At 65.3% G+C, this 16,839-nt stretch carries 16 protein-coding genes; 10 read left to right on the top strand and 6 right to left on the bottom strand.

The window, feature by feature from the left end; genetic code table 11:
- The first annotated feature begins 16 nt into the window (after positions 1–16).
- The 5 genes from AAFG16_RS43280 (at position 17) to AAFG16_RS43260 (ending at position 4,297) form a co-directional block, all read left to right on the top strand.
- Positions 17–316 carry a putative quinol monooxygenase gene (locus AAFG16_RS43280; protein WP_283082271.1) on the top strand — a complete coding sequence of 100 codons (300 nt, stop codon included), beginning with the start codon at positions 17–19 and terminating at the stop codon, positions 314–316.
- 14 nt (positions 317–330) lie between these two features.
- The gene (locus AAFG16_RS43275; RefSeq protein WP_342735114.1) at positions 331–972 is read left to right on the top strand and encodes an urease accessory protein UreE; all 642 of its coding nucleotides are present in this window, start codon (positions 331–333) and stop codon (positions 970–972) included.
- Positions 953–1,681, top strand: a complete 729-nt coding sequence (locus AAFG16_RS43270; protein WP_342741078.1) for an urease accessory protein UreF — start codon at positions 953–955, stop codon at positions 1,679–1,681. Before AAFG16_RS43275 ends, AAFG16_RS43270 begins: the two co-directional genes overlap by 20 nt.
- 39 nt (positions 1,682–1,720) lie before the next feature.
- Positions 1,721–2,344, top strand: a complete 624-nt coding sequence (gene ureG / locus AAFG16_RS43265; RefSeq protein ID WP_342735112.1) for an urease accessory protein UreG — start codon at positions 1,721–1,723, stop codon at positions 2,342–2,344.
- Between the two features lie 300 nt (positions 2,345–2,644).
- Positions 2,645–4,297: an HWE histidine kinase domain-containing protein gene (locus AAFG16_RS43260; protein ID WP_283082268.1), complete on the top strand. Its 1,653-nt coding sequence runs from the start codon at positions 2,645–2,647 to the stop codon at positions 4,295–4,297.
- Here the strand turns inward: AAFG16_RS43260 and AAFG16_RS43255 are convergent.
- Positions 4,294–4,902, bottom strand: a complete 609-nt coding sequence (locus AAFG16_RS43255; protein ID WP_283087100.1) for a TetR/AcrR family transcriptional regulator — start codon at positions 4,900–4,902, stop codon at positions 4,294–4,296. The genes AAFG16_RS43260 and AAFG16_RS43255 overlap by 4 nt on opposite strands.
- A gap of 276 nt (positions 4,903–5,178) precedes the next feature.
- The gene (locus AAFG16_RS43250; RefSeq protein WP_342735109.1) at positions 5,179–6,321 is read right to left on the bottom strand and encodes an OpgC domain-containing protein; all 1,143 of its coding nucleotides are present in this window, start codon (positions 6,319–6,321) and stop codon (positions 5,179–5,181) included.
- A gap of 594 nt (positions 6,322–6,915) precedes the next feature.
- Here AAFG16_RS43250 and AAFG16_RS43245 point away from each other — a divergent pair.
- From AAFG16_RS43245 to AAFG16_RS43235, 3 genes are read left to right on the top strand one after another with little or no spacing between them, the layout of a single operon-like run.
- A complete protein-coding gene (locus AAFG16_RS43245) occupies positions 6,916–9,024 on the top strand; it encodes a TonB-dependent siderophore receptor (protein WP_342735107.1) in 2,109 nt (702 codons plus the stop codon).
- Positions 9,025–9,034: 10 nt separating this feature from the next.
- Positions 9,035–10,246 (top strand): PepSY-associated TM helix domain-containing protein, encoded by a 1,212-nt coding sequence (locus tag AAFG16_RS43240; protein WP_342735105.1) that lies wholly within the window; start codon positions 9,035–9,037, stop codon positions 10,244–10,246.
- On the top strand, positions 10,243–10,425 hold the full coding sequence (locus AAFG16_RS43235; RefSeq protein ID WP_342735103.1) for a hypothetical protein: 183 nt from the start codon (positions 10,243–10,245) through the stop codon (positions 10,423–10,425). The genes AAFG16_RS43240 and AAFG16_RS43235 overlap by 4 nt, the downstream gene beginning before the upstream one ends.
- Before the next feature lie 2 nt (positions 10,426–10,427).
- Here the strand turns inward: AAFG16_RS43235 and AAFG16_RS43230 are convergent, their stop codons facing one another.
- From AAFG16_RS43230 to AAFG16_RS43220, 3 genes are all read right to left on the bottom strand, one after another.
- On the bottom strand, positions 10,428–10,883 hold the full coding sequence (locus tag AAFG16_RS43230; RefSeq protein WP_283082263.1) for a hypothetical protein: 456 nt from the start codon (positions 10,881–10,883) through the stop codon (positions 10,428–10,430).
- Positions 10,884–10,965: 82 nt separating this feature from the next.
- Positions 10,966–11,337 (bottom strand): DUF883 family protein, encoded by a 372-nt coding sequence (locus AAFG16_RS43225; protein ID WP_283082262.1) that lies wholly within the window; start codon positions 11,335–11,337, stop codon positions 10,966–10,968.
- Positions 11,338–11,415: 78 nt separating this feature from the next.
- Positions 11,416–12,528: an AI-2E family transporter gene (locus AAFG16_RS43220; protein ID WP_342735101.1), complete on the bottom strand. Its 1,113-nt coding sequence runs from the start codon at positions 12,526–12,528 to the stop codon at positions 11,416–11,418.
- A gap of 207 nt (positions 12,529–12,735) precedes the next feature.
- On the opposite strand from AAFG16_RS43220, the gene AAFG16_RS43215 reads away from it, so the two are divergent.
- Both AAFG16_RS43215 and AAFG16_RS43210 read left to right on the top strand, forming a co-directional pair.
- Positions 12,736–13,521 carry a L,D-transpeptidase gene (locus AAFG16_RS43215; protein ID WP_342735099.1) on the top strand — a complete coding sequence of 262 codons (786 nt, stop codon included), beginning with the start codon at positions 12,736–12,738 and terminating at the stop codon, positions 13,519–13,521.
- 16 nt (positions 13,522–13,537) lie between these two features.
- On the top strand, positions 13,538–14,191 hold the full coding sequence (locus AAFG16_RS43210) for a DUF2865 domain-containing protein (RefSeq protein ID WP_342735097.1): 654 nt from the start codon (positions 13,538–13,540) through the stop codon (positions 14,189–14,191).
- A 233-nt stretch (positions 14,192–14,424) separates the two neighbouring features.
- Here AAFG16_RS43210 and AAFG16_RS43205 read toward each other — a convergent pair whose 3' ends face one another.
- On the bottom strand, positions 14,425–16,518 hold the full coding sequence (locus AAFG16_RS43205; protein WP_283082258.1) for a methyl-accepting chemotaxis protein: 2,094 nt from the start codon (positions 16,516–16,518) through the stop codon (positions 14,425–14,427).
- Positions 16,519–16,839 lie beyond the last annotated feature (321 nt).

Raw genomic sequence — 16,839 nt, 5'->3', positions numbered from 1 at the left:
GCCGGGAGGATTTCTCGTGATCTACGTCGTTGCCACCCTGACCATCAAGCCCGAGACGCGCGCCGAATTCATTGCAGCCGCCACCGCCTGCATCAAGGAGACGCGGAAGGAGCCCGGCAATATCGCCTATGATCTGCACGAGAGCGTCACCGATCCCAGCAAGATGGTGTTCGTCGAGCAGTGGGAGAATGCCGAGGCGCTGGTGCCGCATCGCGGCATGGAGCACATGAAGACATTCGGCCGCGTCGCGGTGAAGTGCTTCACGGCGCCGCCGAAGATCGAGGTGATCACGCCCGAGAAGGTCGAAGTACGGTAACAGGGTAGAAGCGAATGATCCGGGCGACGCAGGTTAAGGGACAGCACCGCTTCACGGAAGCGCCAGCGGACACCGTCGTGCTCGATTTCGACGATCGGCACCGCCGCCGCATGGCGATGACGGGGACGCGGGGGCTCGAATTCCTGCTCGACCTGGAGAACGCCGTCGCGTTGCGCGGCGGCGATGCGCTGGTGCTGGAGGACGGACGGCTGATCGAGGTGGTCGCGGCGCCGGAGCCGCTGCTCGAGATCCGCGGCCGCGATCCGCACCATCTCATCCGCGTCGGCTGGCACCTCGGCAATCGCCATCTGCCGACGCAGATCATGGCCAAGGCCTTGCGCATCCGCCGCGACCACGTCATCGAGGCCATGGTGAAGGGGCTCGGGGCGCGTGTGGTCGAGATCGAGGCGCCGTTCGATCCCGAAGGCGGCGCCTATGCCGATGCAGGTCATGCGCATGGGCACGATGATCACGCCCATCACGATCACGCGCACCACGATCATGGTCACGACCACCACGATCATCGCGGCCACGACCACCATCACCATGATCATGCCGCGCACGACCATGGTCACGATCACCACCATCACCACGACGAGCATTGCGACCACCCAGACCATCACCACGGCCACAAGCATGCTCATGACCACAAATGAGCCGGCCAGTGCCGGTGACCTCGCCGCGCGCGAGGCGGCGGCGCTATACCGGCTGATGACCTGGCTGTCGCCGGCGTTTCCCGTCGGCGGCTTCTCCTATTCCAGTGGTATCGAATGGGCGGTCGAGGCAGGCGATATCACCGACGTCGCGACGCTCGCCGACTGGCTCGAGGCGATGCTCGCCGATGGCTCCGGCTTTTGCGATGCGACCTTTCTGATCCACGCTTATCGTGCCGCCGAAGCGGGTGAAGATGCCGCCTTGAACGATATTGCCGAGCTCGCCGCGGCCTATGTGCCGTCGCGGGAGCGGCAGCTGGAGACGACCTCGCAGGGGCGCGCCTTCGTCGACATCGCCCGGGCCGCGTGGAATGCCGACGGCCTGGATGCCGTGGTTGGGGCATGCCGTGCGCCGCTGGTCTATCCTGTCGCCGTCGGCGTGGTCGCAGCGATGCACGGCGTTGCGCTGGCACCGACGCTGCACGCCTTCCTGCATGCGCTGGTCTCGAACTGGATTTCGGCGGCAAGCCGCCTCATTCCGCTCGGCCAGACCGACAGTCAGCGCGTGCTGGTGAAGCTGGAAGCCAATGTGGCTGCCACCGCCAATCGATCGCTGAATGCGACACTGGACGATCTCGGCAGCGCGACGTTCCGCGCCGATCTCGCCAGCCTGCGCCACGAGACACAATACACGCGGCTGTTCCGTTCGTGAGCGTTGCGGCCTTCGATCCATCAAGAGAGAGCAAGTCACATGTCGAAATCCCACGGCCCCTTGCGTGTCGGCGTCGGCGGCCCGGTCGGATCGGGCAAGACCGCGCTGATGGACCTGCTCTGCAAGACCATGCGCGAGCACTATGACATCGCCGCGATCACGAACGACATCTACACCAAATGGGATGCGGAATTCCTTGTGCGGTCGGGCTCGCTGACGCCGGACCGCATCGCCGGCGTCGAGACCGGCGGTTGCCCGCACACTGCGATCCGTGAGGACGCCTCGATGAATCTCGCGGCGGTCGCCGACATGCGCGCGAAATTCCCGGGGCTCGATCTCGTGCTGATCGAATCCGGCGGCGACAATCTCGCTGCCACTTTTTCCCCCGAGCTGGCCGACCTCACCATCTACGTCATCGACGTGGCGGCCGGCGACAAGATCCCGTCCAAGGGCGGCCCCGGCATCACGCGGTCCGACCTGCTGGTCATCAACAAGATCGACCTCGCGCCCCATGTCGGTGCCTCCCTGGAAAAGATGGATACGGACGCACGCCGCATGCGCGGCGAGCGCCCCTTCGTCATGACCAACCTGAAGAAAAGCGAGGGGCTCGATCGCATCGTCGCCTTCATCGAGGCCAAAGGCGGCCTGAAACGGGCGGGCTGACGGACGCGACGACGTAACGCAGGCGCTTTTCGCCGTTAACACCTGGGGCAGAACGGTACCCGGCGGAACAAATTTCGGACACGGCGATTAATTACCTCCGGTGCCCGGGGCAGATCCATCCCGGCCAGACCATCGGCCGGACGGAATTAAGCTTGTCGGGCGACCCAAGTTGCGTACTGATGCCTCCTCCTTCATTATCTCCGCCACTGGGGTTCACCCTGTTTCGGCACATGGCCGTTCGAACGGCGTTCATATGCTCCGTGCTTATTGTCGACCTGCTGCTTTCGCCTGAGTAGTCGCGTGGTCCGGCTGGGTTTCATCATCGGTTTCATCGCTCTGCTCGGAGCCTTGCTCTCCGGGCTGGCGGCCTATCGCGTTCACGACCAGGAGCTGGCGCTGGACCGGATCGCGCTCGCGCGTGCGATCGACGTTCATGCCAGCCTTGTTCAGGACCGGCTGACCGAGCGTGAGCTGCTCGCGCGCGTCGCCTCAGGCCTGTTCCGCACGCCATCGGTGCTCAAGCCAAGCATGCTGGAGCCGCTGCGCTCGGCCATCTACGCCTTCAAGACCGATTTCGTTGTGGCCGGCTGGGTCGCCCGCCTTCAGCCGAACGAGCTCGCAGCGGCGCAGGCCGCGATCGCGGCCGCCGGCTTCCCGAGGCCTGAGATCCGCGACTACAACGACAAGCCGATCACCGGCCTCACCCAGCCGATCGACGTGCTGATGGATCTCGAGCCGCGCAGCGACGAGACCAAGATGCTGCCCGGCCGCAGCTATGATCAGGACCCGGTGCGCAGCGCGATGCTCACCCGCGCGCGGGTCGAGAAGAGGTCGGTCGCCTCCGACCCGGTGCCGCTCCTGCAAGCGAACGGGCCGATCGGCGTCATCGTCGCAGCTCCGGTCATTCCCGAAGGCGCGACCGTGCCGGTCGGCTTCGTCACATTTTCTTACGAACTCGCCTCGCTGATGCTGACCAATGACGACATGTCGTTGTTCTCGGTCGCGCTCAAGGATCCGCGCAGGGAAGGCGGCGAGCTGATCGCCAACGACCAGGGCGTGGTCTCGACGCGCAGGGCGGCGGCGGACGGGCCGGCGCCGTCGGCGACGCGCACGGTGAGCTTCGGTGGCCGTGACTGGCAGCTCAGCTACTACGCCAAGACCAACTCGGCGCGCCGCGCCGAGCAGACCGCGATCATCGTGGCCGCGATCGGCTTTGCCATCACCGCGATGGTGTGCGGCCTGTTCGGCTATGTCGCCTACAACAATCTGCGGCTCAGCCGCGAAATCCAGGTGCGGATCGGCTTCGAGCGCCGGCTGACCGCCGTCATCGACGAGCTCAACCACCGGGTCAAGAACATCCTTGCGGTGATCCAGTCGATCGTGACGCGGACACTGCGTCACGGCTCGGACATCGACGTCGCGCGCGAGCTTTTGATCGGCCGCATCCACGCCATGTCCAACGTGGTCTCGCTGCTCAGCGAGAGCCAGTGGCAGGGCGTCAAGCTGAAGGGCCTGTTCGAGGCGCGGGCCATCCCGCATGCGGACCGCATCGCCGTCACCGGTCCCGACATCGCGGTCAGCGCGCGCGCGGCGCAGAGCCTGTCGCTGTTGTTTTTCGAGCTCGCCTCGCATTCCGACGAGGGCCTGTCGCTCGTCGGCAAGCATCCGCACATCACCGCCAACTGGACGGTGACGGGCGAGGCGCCCGACGAAGTCTTCCATTTCCGCTGGGAGGAGTTCAACACCAGCGAGGCGACGCGCCGCCCGGATTCCGATTTTGGCCTGATCTTGCTCGACCGCGTCGCGCCCGAGGCGCTCGGCGGCACCGCCAAGCGCTTTTTCACCGACGTCTCCTATGTCTATGAGCTGACCGCGCCGATGGAGACGGTGGTCGACATGACCGAGCGCGATCGCACCGACAAGCTCTCGGCGCCGGTAAGGCCTGTGCGCTAGGCTTTCGGCCGCAAGATCAGGTCGACCAGGTTGCGCGCGTAGCCAGGCGTGATCGGCGTGATGCCGAAGACGTAGCGGTAAAACAGGCTGCCATAGATCGCGTCGTAGAGATCTCCGGCCGGCCCTTCGGCCAGGACACTGCCGTCGTTCTGGCCTGCGGCAATGATCTCCACCAGCGCGTCGCGGCGGAATTGCAGATAGCGGGCGTAGAACAGCCCGGCCGAGCCGGTCTTCGAAATGCATTCGGAGATGACGGCGAGCTGGACCTTGCCGAATTCGCCCTGGAGCGCCTCGGCATAGGCCGCGGCGTGGCGGCGTGTGCGCGCCGCGGGGCTGCCGGCGCTCGCCGGCGGCAGCGGCAGCATCTGCGCGGCGTGATGGAGGAAGGCGTCGATCAAAAGCGCCTCGCGCGACGGCCACCATTTGTAGATCGTCATCTTGGAGACGCTGGAATGGCGCGCGACGGCGTCGATGGTGGTGGCGGCAAGGCCGGTGGCGGCCATCAGCGCATAGGCGCTTTCGAGAATCGCGTTGGTGGTCTCGATCGACCTCGGACGACCGCGCCGGGGCGCGCTGCCGGCTTCTTCATTGTCACCTTTCGCCATCGCCACGCCCGGTCTCCTCACGACCCTCGGCATAGCGCAGCGGCCGCTTTCGGCCTAGCAGAATCGCACGATTCTTTTGGCAGCGCGTTCGAGCGAAGTGGATCCCGGTTCGCGTGAAGAAAACGCGTCAGGATAAGAATCCAAGGCTCCGTTGCGAGTCCATCGGGACAGAGCTCTAGAGCATGATCCGGAAAAGTGTGCAGCGGTTTTCCGAAAAGATCATGCTCAAACAACGACCTAAAGCGCTATGACGATTCATCCTGATCTCATCGCGCTTTAGGCCTGCTGGCGCAAGGCCGCCGGCAGGTCCTGCCGCTTCGACCAGGATATGTAGTAGGCAACTCCGGTCATCGCGGCGAAGCCGACGAGGCTCACCGCGATCTGCATCGCCACCAGGTTCGGCCCGGTGATCAAGATGAGATGGCCGGCGAAGGACAGGAACACGGCGATGCAGAACACCGCGAGCCATTCCTCGCCGCACGTGATCACCGCCTGAAGCGGCCGCCAATTCAGGCCGGGATGATCGGCCGGAACGAGATGGGTCGCGAGGAAGGCGAGCGCGAGGAAATGGACCACGCGATAGGGCGCGAGGTTTTCCTTGTCGGTCGGCGTGATGCCGCTGAGGAGGGCGTCCGGCAGGTAGGCGGACAAGGCCGGCGAATGGCGCATCAGGGTGACGGCCATCGCGAAGATGAGGTAGGTGCCGGCGAGGATCCGCAGCCAGGACATGCCGCGCAGCGCCCGGCCGGGCGCGCCCGTCACGGCGAACCAGCCGCCCAGCACCATCAGCATCTGCCAGCACAGCGGATTGAAGGTCCACTCCTGATCGGGATAGACCCGGAAATTCCAGTCGAACCAGCGTGCCGCCAGATACAGCGCGACCGATGCGCCGAGCGTCACGTTCGGCCGCCGCAGCAGGCCCCACAGCACAAACGGAAAGAATGCCATCAGCGGGATCATCAGCTGCAACAGGTCGAGGTTCCGCGGCTCTTCCTGGAGCACGAGGCCGCGCACCAGAATGCGCAGCGGGTGCTCGAGAATCCCGGAGATGTTGTATTCGTGAATGAGCTCCGGCGCCATCGATTGCGAGGCGACATAAGCGATGGTGTCGATATAGATCACGAACAGCACGACATAGGCCGCGTAGAGCCGCCAGACGCGGCGGAAGATGCGCGTCGCCGCGACGAGATAGCCGCGCTCCAGCGCCATCCGTCCATGGATGATGGCGACGCCATAGCCGACCACGAACACGAACAGGTCCGCGGCACCGCTGAAGCCGAAATTGCGCAGCGTCAGCAAATTGACGACGTTGTTCGGGATGTGGTCGACGAACACCGACCAGTTGGCGATACCGAGCGTCAAATAGAGCCTGGCGTCGTGATGGAATGCGGCGAGGTTCGCCTTGACCGACGGCTTCATTGCTAAATATTTCTTTAGGAATCAGGGGCGACGCTTTTAGCGGCAACCGCCTGCCTCTCCGAGTAGCGTTTGCGTGAGCGAGGCCGGTTCGCCCCGGGCTGGTGGAAAATTGCGCAAGGCGTGCCCGCGTGTTGGCGGATCGCCGCTTATCCCCCGTCCGGGACGCAATTTTCGGAAAAGGGGGCCGATCTTGCCTCCGCTCACGAGGGACCTTGCGCAGAGATGCTGCATGATTCTGCTCGTGGTTGCAGCACCTCTCAAGTCTAGAAATGGAAAATCTCCAGTCTGGAGGCCTTCTAGCACGCAAGGTTGTACCGCTGCGGTACCTCGTTGATCCGGCTGCATGGATGCGCAGCCGTTGGAATTGGGGAAGTTGCGGTGGGCGTTTTGGAAGTGCGGCGCTGGCGGCTCATGGGGGCCGTCAGCTCAGTCGTTTTGATCATTGCAACGGGGGCGGCGGCACAATCATCGACGGCGGCTTCGTCCATCGGAGCGCCCACCGAGCTCAGCCCGGTCACCGTGCAGGGGAGCGCACCTCCGAAAGGTGCGAGCGCCTCACCTTCGCGCAGAAGCAGCGCGGCCCGCGCGCGAACGGTGCGACGCTCGAATGCGCCCGCCGGCGCCGCTGCTGCGGCCGCAACCGAGGCTGGATCCGGAGCGGGCCGCAAAGAATCGGCCTTCGGCCATGTCGATGGCATGGTCGCAACCCGCAGCGGCACCGGTACCAAGACCGATGCGGCGCTGATCGAGACGCCCGTCGCAATCTCCGTCGTGACCCAGGACCAGATCCAGGCCCAGGGCGCGCAGAGCGTCTCGCAAGCGGTACGGTATGTCTCGGGCGTGATGGTCGAGCCGACCGGTGCGGATGCGCGCTTCGACCAGATCTACATTCGCGGCTTCCTCGCCGATCAGTATCTGGACTCGCTGCGGCTGATGAATGCCGGCATCTTCGCCTATCCGATCGTCGAGCCGTTCAACCTCGAGCGCGTCGAGATCCTGCATGGCCCGGCCTCGGTGCTCTATGGCCAAGCCTCTCCGGGGGGCGTGGTCGATCTCGTCTCCAAGCGGCCGACGCTGGAGCCCTATCACGAGATGTTCGTCTCCACCGGCAGCTATGGCCGTGCCCAGGCGGGCGTCGACCTGTCCGGTCCGATCGACCAGAACAAGGAGTTTCTCTACCGCTTCACCGCGTCGGGATACGATGTCGGCAGCCAGGTGGATTACACCGGCTATCAACGCGTCTCGATCGCGCCGTCGCTGACATGGCGGCCGGACAACCAGACCACGTTCACGGTGCTCGGCACCTATCAGCGCGATCCCAAGGCCGGCTTCTTCAACCTGCTGCCGGCCAACGGCACGGTGTTTCCCGTTGCCGGCGGCGCGAAGATCCCGACCAGCTTCTATTCGGGCGAGCCGGGCTTCGACAAGACTGACCGCACGGTGGGCGCGATCGGTTATCTGTTCGAGCACCACTTCAACAACGTGGTCACGGTCCGGCAGAACCTGCGCTACATGGACAACAGCACCGATTTCGCGGTGGTCTCTCCAACCGTCCTGACCAACCCGTTGGGCCTGCCGCGCGGCGTCTACGCGACCTATGAGACGCTGCGTTCGCTCGCGCTCGACAACCAGGGCGAGTTCAAGTTCAAGGCCGGTCCGCTCGATCACACCGCGCTGGTCGGCATCGACTATCGCAACTCGGTCGATACCGCGCTCGGCCGCAGCACGACGACGGGCGTGCCGGCGATCAATGCCTTCGATCCGGTGTACGGCCTGCCGCTGCCGACCCCGCCCGTCACTTCCTACAACCGCCAGCGGCTCGAGCAGGTCGGGTTCTACGGCCAGGACCAGATCAAGTTCGGCGGCGGCTTCGTCGCGCTGCTGGGCCTGCGCTACGACCAGGCCGACCTCAACACCGACAATCTGCTGGCCGGTACGACCGCGCCGAAATCGGACGGCGCCCTGACCAAGCGCGCGGCGCTGCTCTACAAGTTCGACAACGGCGTCGCGCCCTACATCCAGTACACCGAATCGTTCCAGCCGCGCCTCGGCACCAACTTCTTCGGCCAGGCGTTCAAGCCGACGCGGGGCCAGCAGGAGGAGGTCGGCGTCAAGTACCAGCCCGATCCGAAGACGCTGATCACGCTGGCCGTCTTCGACCTGACGCAGCAGAACGTGCTCACTCCGGATCCGGACCCGACCCATATCGTCGGCGGCGTTCGCTCCAATGTGCAGACCGGCGAAGTCCGCTCACGCGGCGTCGAGCTCGAGGGCAAGAGCGAGATCAACAGCAATCTGACCATGCTCGGCTCCTATACCTATACCGACATCGTCAACACCGCGTCCAACTCGACCAATCTCGGCAAGCGCGTTTCCGGCATACCGCCGCACGCCGCCGCGCTATGGGCCGACTACACGTTCCATGGCGGCGTCCTTGACGGCTTTGGCGTGTCGAGCGGCGTGCGCTATCTCGGCGCCTCGCCCGGCAATTCGCTCAATACGTTCGACGTCCCCGCCGCCACGCTGGTCGACCTCGGCCTGCATTACGATCTGTCCGCCCTCGGTCCGCAGTTCAAGGGTTTCCTCGCGAGCGCCAACGTCACCAATCTGTTCGACAAGACCTACGTCCAGCTCTGCCAGGACACGGGTTGCTACTACGGCCTGAGGCGGCGGGCGATTGCGACGCTGCGCTACCGCTGGTAGGGGGAACGTGATGAGCGAGCAGGCGATCTCCGGGCAACGTGTCTACGAGCGGACGCCGGCACTGCGGCGCTGGCTGTTCGTGCATAAATGGTCGAGCCTGATCTGCACGCTGTTCCTGCTGCTGATCTGCATCACCGGCCTGCCGCTGGTGCTGCGCGACGAGATCGACGGTCTGCTCGACGACGCCTTGCCCTATGCGCAGGTGGCGGAGGGCACATCCAACGTCAGTCTCGACCGGGTGGTCGAGGCCAGCCGGAAGATGTATCCGGGCGAGACCATCATCTCGGTGTTCGTCGACGACGACGAGCCCAAGATCATGGTGTTCATGGCGAGCTCCTGGGAGGCGTTCAAGGCCAATCGGCGAGCGATCCACTCGATCCGGTTCGATGCCCACACCGGCGACGTGCTGAAGCAGACGAAACCCTTCGGCGAGGACGGGCTCACCTTCCTGCAACTGATGTTGTCGCTGCATCGTGATCTCTTTGCGGGGCTCGCGGGCGAGCTGTTCCTCGGCGCGATGGCGCTGCTGTTCATCGCCGCGATCGTCTCGGGAATCGCGATCTACGGACCGTTCATGCGCAAGCTTGATTTCGGCACCGTGCGTGCGGCCAGGTCGCGGCGGCTGAAATGGCTGGACCTGCACAATCTGCTCGGCGTCGTCACGCTCGGCTGGGCACTGGTGGTCGGCGCCACCGGCGTCATCAACGAGCTCTCGACGCCGCTGTTCGCGCTGTGGCAGCAGACCGACGTGCGCGCGATGCTGGCGCCGCTGCAAGGCAAGCCGGTGCCGCAGACTTCCGAACTGTCCTCGCCACAGGCCGCCTACGACACGGTGAAGGCCGCATTCCCCGACATGACCACCACCAGCGTGGTGTATCCCGGCGCGCCGTTCGGCTCGCCGTTCCACTACGTGGTCTGGACCAAGGGCAGGGAGCCCTTGACCTCGCGCCTGTTCAGCCCGGTGCTGGTCGATGCGAGAAGCGGCGCGCTGGTATCCGCCGTCACCATGCCCTGGTATCTGCGCGCGCTCGAGCTGTCGCGTCCGCTGCATTTCGGCGATTACGGCGGCATGCCGCTGAAGATCATCTGGGTGCTGCTCGATCTTGTCACCATCGTGGTGCTCGGCAGCGGAGTTTATCTCTGGTTCGTGCGATCGCGGGCCAGCAGGACGGAGCGGCCTGCGGCGGCCATGCCGCTGACATCGCCAGGGGCCGCGGAATGAGCGGACGCCGTTCGCTAGCCCTGATCTGGCGCTGGCCGTCGCTGCTCGCCGTCTCGAGCATTTTCGGCCTGCTCTCCGCGTTGCTTGGTCAGACTGACTTCTGGCTGCCGCTGTCCTGGATCGCGCTGGCGGCGCCGCTCGCGGTCGCCGCGGTCTGCATCGGCCGCAGCCGGGCGTGACGTCACTCCGCCGGCTCGGCCGAGGCCTCGTCGGATACGCCGGCGCGGCTCGCCATGATTCCGAGTGCGACGCCGCCGATGGCGAGGATCGGCAAGAGCCGCTTGACCCCGATGGCGCGAACGATCTGGAGCCCCGTGGCGAGCAGCATGGGATCGGCAAGCATGCTGTGCGCCGCCGACTTCGCGGCGCGCTCTGCCGCGATGTGGGCTTCCTTGCGCAACTGCCGTTTGTAGGCCCAATAGCTCACCGCCGCGGTCAGGGTCAGCAGGAAGAAAACGCCGGCCCCCGCGAGGCACGCCTGCACCGGACCGTATTTGTCGAGCACGAAGATGAACGCCGCCGCGCACAGGAAGCAGGTCGTGATGAACAGCGCGAATGCGGCGCCTGCGGCGAGGGAGGTCAGCCGCACTGTCGTTCCGGCGGATGCATTGATCCCGTCGATGATGCGCTGAAACATGGCCTTGCTCCTCAAATCCCCACAAGCCGCCGCCGGCGGCGCCACAGCGCGCCGCCGTTATCTCGATTCCGTTCCGCGGACCTTACCGCCGCCAGGCGGCGCCGATCAGGAAGCCGATGCCGAGTGCGAGGCCCACGGTCGCGAGCGGCCGCTGCGTGATCGCCTCTTCGAGCGTCTCCTCGATCGACCCGTAGGCGTCCTGCGCAGCACCCATCATCGCGCTGCCGCGGTCCGACATGTCGTCGATCGCCGAATCCATGTTCTCGCGCGCCTGGCGATAGCCGCGGCGAGCCTGCTTGCTGGTGGAATTGGCAAAGGTGTTGAGCGCGTCGGTAATCTGGTCGGTGAGGGCGGCGATATCGCTTTTCACGGCTGCTACATCCTTCTCGAGGCGTTCTCTGGTGGCTTTGTCGGTCCAGTCTCTGATCCCGGCATCGGCATTGGGCGTGGACATCAGGAGCTCCGAACTGTTGACGGCTGAGATAGCCGGAAAACGCTTCGTCGCCGGGGAAGTTCCGTTCACGGAAACCGGTCAGTCCTGCGGCAGCTGCGGCGCATCCGGCGGCAGGAGATGCTCCTTCAGGATCAGGGCGACGATCAGGAGCGGCGACGACAGGAACGCGCCCATCGGCCCCCACAGCCAGGTCCAGAACGCGAGCGCGAGCAGCACGGCGAGCGCATTCAGCGCCAACCGCCGCCCGATGATGGTGGGCGTGACGAAGTGTCCCTCCAGGAAGGTGATACCGCCGAAGGCGAGGGCGGCAAGCAGGCCGCTGCTGATGGTCGGGAAGGCGACGAGCCCCACCACGACCAGGACGGCGAACATCGCGATCGGCCCGATGATCGGGATGAAGTTGAGGGTTGCCGCGAGTGCGCCGAGGCCGGCGGGATTGGGCATGTGGGTGAGCGCGCAGACGATGCCGGTGGCAACCCCAACGCCGACATTGATGAGTGTGACCGTCAGCAGGTAATTGCCGAGATGGACCTCGATCTCGTTCAGGATCCGCAGCGTCCGCAGCCGCGCGTCGCGATCGTTGAAGGTCATGATCAGCGCCCGCCGCAGATCGCGCCAGCTCGCGATGAACAGGATGAGCGTGACGAAGAACAGCAGGAATTCGGTGAAGGTCGGCGACAGGAATTCCAGCGTCGGCTGCACCCATTCGAATTTCGGCAGCTGGAAGCTCGGCAATCCCTCGGAGCCGCCGACCATGGTCTGCAGCTCCCGCCACAGCAACAGAGGCCGGTCGAACACGTGCAGCTTGTCCTTGAGCTGCGCGCCGAGCTCCGGCAGGCGCGAGCTCCATTCCATCACGGGCGAGGCGATCAGCGCGACGATAAAGGCGACCACGGCGGTCACGGCGACCACGATCAGCGCGGCGCCCAGCCCGCGCGGCACCTTGCGATTCTCGAGAAAGGTCGCCGCCGGCGACAGCATGGTGCCGGTGACGAAGGCCATCACCACGGGGAGGAAGAACGCCTTGCCGACATACAGCACGGCCACGACCGCGATCAGCAGCAGGCCCGCGAGCGCGAAGGCAACGAACTCGGTGCGGCGGATCACCGGCGGCAATTCGCTATGGCTGTCGGGGAGCGGGGCGCCTTCGCCGTTACCGGAAATCAGACGTTCACTGGGAATGACGCGCACAATATCTCTCCCGCCCGGAAAAGCCTCCGCGCGCCACTGCTGATGATCCAACGCCCGTGCGGCGCCGCGGTTCCATCGCGGCTTCGTGAAGTCGTGCTCGCTTGACTGTGACGTCGCTGCCTCAGACGGCGGCGGAACTTGAGTCGCCTCGGCTGCGTTTGTTGGAAAGCCGCATCACCCTGATGCACACATCCAACGGGGCAGCACATGACAACGTTCCTTGCCTTCCGTCGCCGCTTCTCGCTGCGCGGCGTAACCGCTTTTGCCTTTGCGACAGCATTACTGACGGTGCCGTTCGGCGGCGCCAGCGCTCAGACCTTCGGCTATGCGCCGATGCAGCCGCAGCTCTATCCACAAGACCCGAGCTATTCGCGAGGTTATGCCAGCCAGGGCTATGTCACCCAGCCGCAGGCGACGGATGAGGATGCCGCGCTGCCCGATCGGCTGCGCAAGCAGATCGTCGGCTTCGACCGCAGCGAGCCGGCCGGCACCATCGTCATCGATACCGGCAACACCTATCTCTACTATGTGCTCGGCAACGGCCGCGCCATCCGTTACGGCGTCGGTGTCGGCCGCGAAGGTTTTACCTGGTCGGGCGTGCAGAACGTCAGCCGCAAGGCGGAGTGGCCGGACTGGCATCCGCCGGCCCAGATGATCGCGCGCCAGCCTTATCTGCCGCGCTTCGTCGCCGGCGGCCCGGGCAATCCGCTCGGCGCGCGGGCGATGTATCTCGGCTCGAGCGAATACCGCATCCACGGCACCAACGATCCCACCACGATCGGAAAGTTCGTCTCCTCCGGCTGCATCCGCATGACCAATGAGGACGTCACGGACCTGTTCAGCCGCGTCAATATCGGCGCCAAGGTCGTGGTGCTGCCGAAGAATGCCCCGCTGATGGCCAAAGGCGGCGACCCCGTGCGCAAGCGCCCGGCGGTGACGACGTCGCCCACGGGTCGGCAGGCGCTGAACATCCCGTCGTCGGCCGTGAACTAGGAATGCGAGAGGTCACATGAACAGACGTTCGATCGGCAAACTGGCCGGTGGCGCGGCGGCATTGTTCGCCGTCGCCTCCCTCGGCCTCGCGCTGACGCCGTCCGCGCATGCGGAGGATTTCTTCTCGGCCTTGTTCGGCGGATTCCGCATGCGTCCGCCGCCGCAGATCCGTATCCCGTTCCCGAACGACGACATGCCGCGTTATGAGGCACCGCGTTCGCGCGCCAGCTATGGCGGCGGCTCGGCCTATTGCGTGCGCGGCTGCGATGGCCGTTACTTCCCGGCGCAGGGCAGCGATGCCGAGAGCAAGGCGCAATCCTGCAAGAGTTTTTGCCCTGCGTCCGAGACCTCGCTGGTCTATGGCAGCAATATCGATGACGCCACGACAGAGAACGGAAAATCCTATTCCGACTTGCCCAACGCCTTTCGCTATCGCAACGAGCTGGTGGCCGGCTGCACCTGCAACGGCAAGGATCCGGTCGGGCTCGCCCAGGTCAAGGTCGAGGACGATCCCACCTTGCGCAAGGGCGACATCGTCGCGGGCGCCGACGGCCTCGTCGTCGCCAACCGCAACGCCAACGACCGCCACGGCGTTGCGATGAACTTCTCCCCGCTGCCGCAATCAGTCCGCGCCAAATTCCGCCAGGTGCCGGTGGTCGCGAAGGAGTAGGGCGGGCGGCATCACGGGTGATGCGATGCTTGCGCTCCAATCTCCGGTGTCGTCCCGGACAAGCGCGCACAAAGCGCGCGCAGATCCGGGACCCATAGCCACAGGATTGGCTTTGGCGAAGATCGGGAGTTACAAGCTCGCGTTACAATTACTCCCTGTGGTTATGGGTCCCGGATCAGCGCTCGCTCCGCTCGCTTGTCCGGGACGACACCGAGGGTGTCGCGCCAGCGTGCCTATGCCGCGCGGATCTTGCCCAGGAAATCGCTGACCTGCTGGCCGAGCTGGTGGCTCTGCGTCTCCAGCGTCTCGGAGGCCTGCTTGACGTTCTCGGCAGCACCAGCCGCGGTGTCGGCGTCGGCCTTAACGCCGGTGATGTTGTCCGAGACGTTCTTGGTGCCTTGCGCCGCATATTGCGTGCTGCGAGTGATCTCCTGCGTCGCCGCGCCCTGCTCCTGCACGGCGGCGGCAATCGCAGTGGCCACTTCATTGACCTCGCCGATGATGCCGCCGATCGACTGGATCGCGTTGATGGCATCGCCCGCGACCTTCTGGATGTCGGCGATCTGCCCGGAGATTTCCTCCGTCGCCTTGGCGGTCTGGCTTGCCAGCGATTTGACCTCGGAGGCGACGACGGCAAAGCCGCGGCCGGCCTCGCCGGCGCGCGCCGCCTCGATCGTGGCGTTGAGCGCGAGCAGGTTGGTCTGCGCCGCAATCGTGTTGATCAGCCCGACCACCTCGCCGATACGGCCTGCGGATTGCGCCAGCCCCTGCACGGTGCTGTCGGTCTCGCGGGCCTGGTTGACGGCACGGCTGGCAATGCCTGCGGCATGGGCGGCCTGCTGGCTGATGTCGTTGATCGAGGCCGAGAGCTCCTCGGCGGCGGCAGCGACGCTATCGACGCTCATCGAGGCATCGTTCGAGGCCTTGCCCGCGATCTCGACGCGCTCATTGGTCTTTTGCGACACTGCGGAGAGGTCGCCCGAGGTCTTGCGCATCTCGCCGGAGGCTTCGCTGAGCTCGCCCAGCGACTTCCGCACCACGCCCTCGAACTCGCCGACGTAGGCCTCCATCGCGCGCTGGCGCGCGGCGGCGCCGGCATTGCGCTCGCGCTCCTGCGCCTCGATCTTGAGCTTGTCGATCGCCTGCTGCTTGAAGGTCTCCAGTGCGCCGGCCAGCGCGCCGATCTCGTCCTGGCGGTCGAGATAGCCGCTGTCGACGCCGAGAACGCCGCCGGCGACCTCGAGCATGGCGTCGCGAATCCGGTGCAGCGGCGTGATCACGCGGCGGCTGACCGCCAGCATGGCGGCGCCGGTCAGGACGATCGCGGCCACGAGCAGCGCGGTGTTGACGATCAGCAATTGCACGGCGGCCGCCCGCTGGGCCGCTGAATGATCCTTGGCAGCCTCCAGCGCCGCGTCGGCGAGCTTGATCGCGCTTGCCATGCGGCCAACCGAATAAGGGCTCCACTGGTTGGCTGTCATCGATGGCTTCTCGCCCTTGGCGACCGCGGCGATGATGCCGTCGCGTGTGGCGGCGTATTGCGGGTCAAAATAAACGGCCTTGGCGTTCGCCATCGCCGCGGCGAGCGGCGGTGGCAGTTGCAGGCCGACCGTGGCGAGCTCGATCGCATTCCAGGCCGTATCGGTGCCGCCAACGAACTTCGTATAGGCGAGCTGTAGCTCGGGCGTGATCTTGCCGGTGCCGAGCGCGTTGCCGACGATCAGAGACGACTCGCCGGCGCTCAGGCGCAAGAGCCAGGCCATCTGCTTGACCATCAGAAGCTGGTCGATGACTGCATCCTGGTGATTGACGCTCGCGCCCAGCATCGGCGCCAGCTTTTCGAGGATCGCCATCAATCCGTCCTCGGTGTCGGTATATTCCTTGGCGAGTGCTACGCGGCGCGAAGCCTTGGGCTTGGCGACCTCGGTCCAGAATTCTGTCTGCTTCTCGAGCAGAGCCTTGTTCAGCCGGCCGAGCTCGGACGCCATCGTCTCGCCCTGCGGCAGGTCGATTGACGGAAGAATCTCGACGGCGCGCGCCAGCGCCGGCATCAGGATGTCGCGGATGCCGCGGGTGTATCTTTCGATGTCTTGGTCCACCTGGACGTCGGAGGTGAGCTGGCGGCTGCTGGTCGAGCGGTCGGCCCGGATGTTCGCCATCGCCTTGAACACTTCGGCCGAAGCGGCCGAGACCGCAACGATCCGGTTGGCCTGCTGCAGCCGGCCCCATGAATTCCACGCGCTGATCGAGAAGCCGATGACGACGACGAGTGCGGTGGACAGGATCACCGCCTTCAGCAGCGTGGAGACGGTCAAGCGGTTGAGCATCGGACACCCCGGTATGCGTTTCGAAGTTCGTGGCCCCGAACGGCAGCCCCCGCGAACCTCGAACGACCAAAGGGGATGCGCGCAGATGCGCATGCCCCAGGGGGCAGGCGCTCGACGCGCATTTGGCCCGAAAAGGGTAAAAACTTAGCCAGTGTTCCCGACGTATAATTACGGGGCGTTAGGATGCGCGACGCCGCCTCCCCAATTTCCGCCGTCGTCCCCGCGAAAGCGGGACCCATAACCACAAGATTGGGTTTGGCGAAGACCCGGAGTTGCCTGCTCGCGCTACAACTTTTCCCTGGGAGTATGGGTCCCCGCTTT

It is taken from the genome of Bradyrhizobium sp. B117 (assembly GCF_038969555.1).
Taxonomy (GTDB): Bacteria; Pseudomonadota; Alphaproteobacteria; order Rhizobiales; family Xanthobacteraceae; genus Bradyrhizobium.
This window is presented reverse-complemented; position numbering and strand designations above follow the sequence as displayed.